3 protein-coding genes are annotated in these 5,735 nt (G+C 73.4%); all 3 read left to right on the forward strand.

All coding sequences use genetic code 11. From position 1 onward, the window contains the following. Positions 1–309 precede the first annotated feature (309 nt). The gene (locus tag MW084_RS01970) at positions 310–2,346 is read left to right on the forward strand and encodes an alpha-1,4-glucan--maltose-1-phosphate maltosyltransferase (RefSeq protein WP_029553542.1); all 2,037 of its coding nucleotides are present in this window, start codon (positions 310–312) and stop codon (positions 2,344–2,346) included. Then, positions 2,343–4,112: a maltose alpha-D-glucosyltransferase gene (gene treS / locus MW084_RS01975; RefSeq protein ID WP_010471143.1), complete on the forward strand. Its 1,770-nt coding sequence runs from the start codon at positions 2,343–2,345 to the stop codon at positions 4,110–4,112. Before MW084_RS01970 ends, treS begins: the two co-directional genes overlap by 4 nt. Positions 4,113–4,322: 210 nt before the next feature. Continuing rightward, positions 4,323–5,716, forward strand: a 1,394-nt coding sequence (locus MW084_RS24435; RefSeq protein ID WP_420833724.1) for a maltokinase N-terminal cap-like domain-containing protein, incomplete at its 3' end; no start/stop codon positions are given. Positions 5,717–5,735: the final 19 nt, after the last annotated feature.

The following is a 5,735-nucleotide window of genomic DNA, read 5'->3' on the forward strand; positions in this document are numbered from 1 at the left end:
GGCCGCGAGGGCACGGCGTGCGCCCGGCGGCCCGCGGGCCGCCGGGCCCGACACTCCCGGCCGTGGTCCGGCCGCGGTTTTCCTCCGAACGGGGAGGGCCGTGGGCTGTCTGGCCCGATGCCGCCGCGGGCCGATAGGCGCAAAACCCCCCGATTGCCCCCCTGAGAGGTGTGGGAAGGCTCCCCCGGTGACCGCCCAGCCGAGTGAATCCGGAGAGGAGCGGTGATGCCCGCGCCGCGCCGTGCCGCAACAGAGCAGTTACAAAGAGCGATGTCTCGTACACAAACCCCAGGTGATGCTGTGAACGCGCTGATCGGTCGTATCCCCGTCCTGGACGTCTCCCCGCTCGTCGACTGCGGCAGAAGGCCCGCGAAGGCGGTGGTCGGCGAGACCTTCCAGGTGTCGGCCACGGTCTTCCGGGAGGGGCACGACGCGGTCGCCGCGGGCGTCGTCCTCACCGACCCGTCGGGGCGGCCGGGTCCGTTCACCCCGATGCGGGAGCTCGCGCCCGGCACGGACCGCTGGGGCGCCGACGTCACCCCCGACTGCGAGGGGCCGTGGACGTACCACGTGGAGGCGTGGAGCGACCCGGTCGCCACCTGGCGCCACGAGGCCGGCGTCAAGGTCCCCGCGGGCATCGACACCGAGCTGGTCCTGGCCGAGGGCGCCGCGCTGCACGAGCGGGCCGCGGACGGGGTCCCCAAGGACGAGGGCCGGGAGGCCGTCCTGGCGGCGGCGGACGCGCTGCGGGACGTGCGCCGCTCCCCCGCCGACCGGCTCGCCGCCGCGCTGGCCGGGCAGGTGCGAGAGGCCCTGGACCGCCACCCGCTGCGGGAACTGGTCACCGCCTCCAAGCCGCTGCCGCTGCTGGTGGAGCGGGAGCGGGCGCTGTACGGGTCGTGGTACGAGATGTTCCCGCGCTCCGAGGGCGCGTACCGCGACGAGGACGGCCGGCTGGTGTCGGGGACGTTCCGCACGGCGGCCGAGCGGCTTCCGGCGATCGCCGCGATGGGCTTCGACGTGGTGTACCTGCCGCCGATCCACCCGATCGGCACGACGCACCGCAAGGGCCCGAACAACTCCCTGACGGCCGGCCCCGACGACCCGGGGGTGCCGTGGGCGATCGGGTCGGCCGCCGGCGGGCACGACGCGGTCCACCCGGACCTGGGCACGCTGGAGGACTTCGACGCGTTCGTGGCGCGGGCGCGGGAGCTGCGCCTGGAGGTGGCGCTGGACTTCGCGCTCCAGTGCTCCCCGGACCACCCGTGGGTGCGCAGGCGCCCGGCGTGGTTCCGGCACCGGGCGGACGGCTCCATCGCGTACGCCGAGAACCCGCCGAAGAAGTACCAGGACATCTACCCGCTGGTGTTCGACGAGGACATGCGCGGCATCGTCCGCGAGACGGTGCGGGTGCTGCGGCACTGGATGGCGCACGGCGTGCGGATCTTCCGCGTGGACAACCCGCACACCAAGCCGGTGGTGTTCTGGCAGAAGGTCATCGCCGCCGTCAACCGCACCGATCCGGACGTGATCTTCCTGGCGGAGGCGTTCACCCGGCCGGCGATGATGCGCACGCTCGGCGCGATCGGCTTCCAGCAGTCGTACACGTACTTCACCTGGCGCAACACCAAGCAGGAGCTGACGGAGTACCTGACGGAGCTGTCCACGGAGACGGCCGCCTGCATGCGGCCGAACCTGTTCGTGAACACCCCCGACATTCTGCACGCGTACCTCCAGCACGGCGGGCGGCCCGCGTTCGAGGCGCGGGCGGTGCTCGCGGCCACGCTGTCGCCGACGTGGGGGATGTACGCCGGGTACGAGCTGTGCGAGAACACCCCGCTGCGGGAGGGCAGCGAGGAGTACCTCGACTCGGAGAAGTACCAGTTGCGGCCCCGCGACTGGGCGGCCGCCGAGCGGGAGGGCCGCAGCATCGCCCCGCTCGTCACCGCGCTCAACCGGCTGCGGCGCCGCCACCCGGCGCTGCGGCGGCTTCGGAACCTGCGCTTCCACCACGCCGACGACGACGCGGTCATCGCGTACAGCAAGCGGCAGGGGTCGGACGTGGTCCTGGTGGTCGTGAACCTGGACCCGCACCACACCCGGGAGGCGACGGTTTCGTTGGACATGCCGGAGCTCGGCCTGGACTGGCACGAGACCGTGCCGGTGCGCGACGAGCTCACCGGCGAGACCTATCACTGGGGCAGGGCCAACTACGTGCGCCTGGAACCGGGCGTCAGGCCCGCGCACGTGCTCGTGGTGTGCCGCGGGTCGGGGGGTCTTCCCCCCGGCCGGCACGACTCGGCCCTGCGACCGTCTCCCCCGATCGGAGGGTCACCCACATCATGACCGTGAACGAGCCCGTCCACGACACGTTCGAGGACACCCCCGCCAAGGACCGGGATCCCGACTGGTTCAAGCGGGCCGTGTTCTACGAGGTGCTGGTCCGCTCCTTCCAGGACAGCAACGGCGACGGCATCGGCGATCTGCGGGGCCTCACGGCCAAGCTGGACTACCTGCAGTGGCTGGGGGTCGACTGCCTCTGGCTGCCTCCCTTCTTCAAGTCGCCGCTGCGCGACGGCGGTTACGACGTGTCCGACTACACGGCGGTGCTGCCGGACTTCGGCGACCTGGCGGACTTCGTCGAGTTCGTGGACGCCGCGCACCAGCGCGGCATGCGGGTGATCATCGACTTCGTGATGAACCACACCAGCGACCAGCACCCGTGGTTCCAGGAGTCCCGCGCCCATCCGGACGGCCCGTACGGCGACTACTACGTCTGGGCCGACGACGACAAGCAGTTCCAGGACGCCCGGATCATCTTCGTCGACACCGAGACGTCCAACTGGACCTTCGACCCGGTGCGCAAGCAGTACTACTGGCACCGGTTCTTCTCCCACCAGCCGGACCTCAACTACGAGAACCCGGCCGTCCAGCAGGAGATCCTCTCCGCGCTGCGGTTCTGGCTGGACCTGGGCATCGACGGCTTCCGCCTCGACGCCGTGCCGTACCTCTACCAGGAGGAGGGCACCAACTGCGAGAACCTGCCGGCGACCCACGCCTTCCTCAAGCGGGTCCGCAGGGAGATCGACGCCGCCTACCCGGACACGGTGCTGCTGGCCGAGGCGAACCAGTGGCCGGAGGACGTCGTCGACTACTTCGGCGACTTCGCGGGCGGCGGCGACGAGTGCCACATGGCGTTCCACTTCCCGGTGATGCCGCGGATCTTCATGGCGGTCCGCCGCGAGTCCCGCTACCCGGTCTCCGAGGTCCTGGCCAAGACCCCGGCGATCCCGGCGGGCTGCCAGTGGGGGATCTTCCTGCGCAACCACGACGAGCTGACCCTGGAGATGGTCACCGACGAGGAGCGCGACTACATGTACGCGGAGTACGCCAAGGACCCGCGGATGCGCGCCAACATCGGCATCCGGCGGCGGCTCGCCCCGCTGCTGGACAACGACCGCAACCAGATCGAGCTGTTCACCGCCCTGCTGCTGTCCCTGCCGGGGTCGCCGATCCTCTACTACGGCGACGAGATCGGGATGGGCGACAACATCTGGCTGGGCGACCGCGACGGCGTCCGCACCCCGATGCAGTGGACGCCCGACCGCAACGCGGGCTTCTCCTCCTGCGACCCGGGCCGGCTGTACCTGCCGACCATCATGGACCCGGTCTACGGCTACCAGGTGACGAACGTGGAGGCGTCGATGGCGTCCCCGTCGTCGCTGCTGCACTGGACGCGCCGGATGATCGAGATCCGCAAGCAGAACCCGGCCTTCGGGCTCGGCTCGTACACCGAGCTGCCGTCGTCGAATCCGGCCGTCCTCGCCTTCCTCCGCGAGTACGGCGACGACCTGGTGATGTGCGTGCACAACTTCTCGCGCTTCCCGCAGCCGACCGAGCTGGACCTGCGGCGGTTCGCCGAGTACCACCCGGTGGAGCTCATCGGCGGGGTCCGCTTCCCCGCCGTCGGCGAGCTGCCCTACCTGCTGACCCTCGCCGGGCACGGCTTCTACTGGTTCCGGCTGCGCAGGGACGCGGTGCTCCCCGCGAGAGCCGCCGCGGGCGCGGCCGGGAACGCGGCCGGGAACGCGGGCGCGGCGGCGCGCCGCTGACGGCTCGTCTTCGCCCCTCGGGCGCCCGCGTGCCGGGGCGGGGCGTTTCCCCCGCCCCGCCCGGGGCACTGTCCCCGTCATACGTCGATTCGGGTCATAAGGGCCATCCCCGCCCCGACACGTCCCGCACAACCGGACAGCTCACGCCGATTCCGGGACACTCTGCACATTCCGTGCACTCCGTGGTACCCGGGGAAAGGACGCGCTGCCATGTCGGAGACCGCATCCACCGCCCGGGCACCCGCCGCCCTGCTGCCGTCGCTGGCGCCCCTGCTCCACGAATGGCTGCCGCGCAGAAGGTGGTTCGCCGGGAAGGGGGAGCCGGTCACCGGCTTCGCCCTCGTGTCGGCCACCGAACTCCTCCCGCCCGGCACCGCCGGACCCGGCCTGCTGCACCTGCTCGTCCGCGTCCGGCAGCCCGGCACCGCCCCGCCCGGCGACTGCTACCAGCTGCTGCTGGGCGTGTGCGACACGCTGCCGCCCCGGCTCGCCCCCGCCCTGGTCGGCCGCGCCACCCGGGGCCCGCTGGCGGGGCGCACCGTCTACGAGGCGCTCCAGGACCCGCGGCTCGCCGCGCTGCTCCTGGAGCGCCTGCGCTCGCCCGGCGCGATCGGCCCGCTGGGCTTCCACCGCGCGGCGGCCGTCCCCGCCGGGCTGCCCCCGCGCGTCCTGGACGCCGAGCAGTCGAACACCTCGCTCGTCTACGGCGACGCGTACATCCTGAAGGTCTTCCGGCGGATCCACCCGGGCGTCAACCCGGACCTGGAGCTGCCGCTGGCCCTCGCCCGCGCCGGCTGCTCCCGGGTCCCGGCGCCCGTCGCCTGGTACGAGACGGGGACCGGCCCGGACGGCGCGACGCTGGGCGTGCTCCAGCCGTACCTGAGCGGCTCGCGGGACGGCTGGCGGCTCGCCCTCGACGCGCTGGCCGCCGGCCGGGACTTCCTCGCGGAGGCGCACGCCCTGGGCCGGGCCACCGCCGAGGTGCACACCGCCCTGGCCCGGGCGCTGCCCGCGGCGGCGCTCACCCGGAGCCAGGCGCGGGACCTGGCCGCCGCGATGGGCCGCCGCCTGGACGCCGCGGCCGAGGCGGTGCCCGCGCTCGGGCCGTACGCCTCCGGGCTGCGCCGCGCCTTCGATGCGGTCGCCGCGCTCGCCGGGAACGGCCGCGCCTGGCACGCCCAGCGGGTCCACGGCGACCTGCACCTGGGGCAGGCGCTGCGCACCCCGGACGGCGAGTGGGCGGTGATCGACTTCGAGGGGGAGCCCGCGAAGCCGCTCGCCGAGCGCCGCCGCCCGCAACCGCCGGTGCAGGACGTCGCGGGCATACTGCGCTCCTTCGACTACGCCGCCCACGCGCACCGGCCGCGGCACCCGGCCTGGGCGGAGCGCTGCCGCGACGCGTACTGCTCCGGCTACGCGGAGGCGTCCGGCCGCGACCCGCGCGCCGAGGCGGCGCTGCTGCGCGCCTACGAGACGGACAAGGCGGTGTACGAGGTCCTCTACGAGGCCCGGCACCGCCCCGACTGGCTGCACGTGCCGATGGCCGCCGTCCGCCGCCTGGCCGCGGACACCGGCGCGGACCCGGGCACGGGCGCCCTCCCCCCNCGCCGGGCGCGCCCGCCT

This window comes from Streptomyces sudanensis, from assembly GCF_023614315.1.
Lineage (GTDB): Bacteria > Actinomycetota > Actinomycetes > Streptomycetales > Streptomycetaceae > Streptomyces > Streptomyces sudanensis.

Excerpts from the sequence above, each read along its gene's own strand:
- treS (WP_010471143.1), top strand. The coding sequence starts at position 2,343 with ATGACCGTGAACGAGCCCGTCCACGACACGTTCGAGGACACCCCCGCC.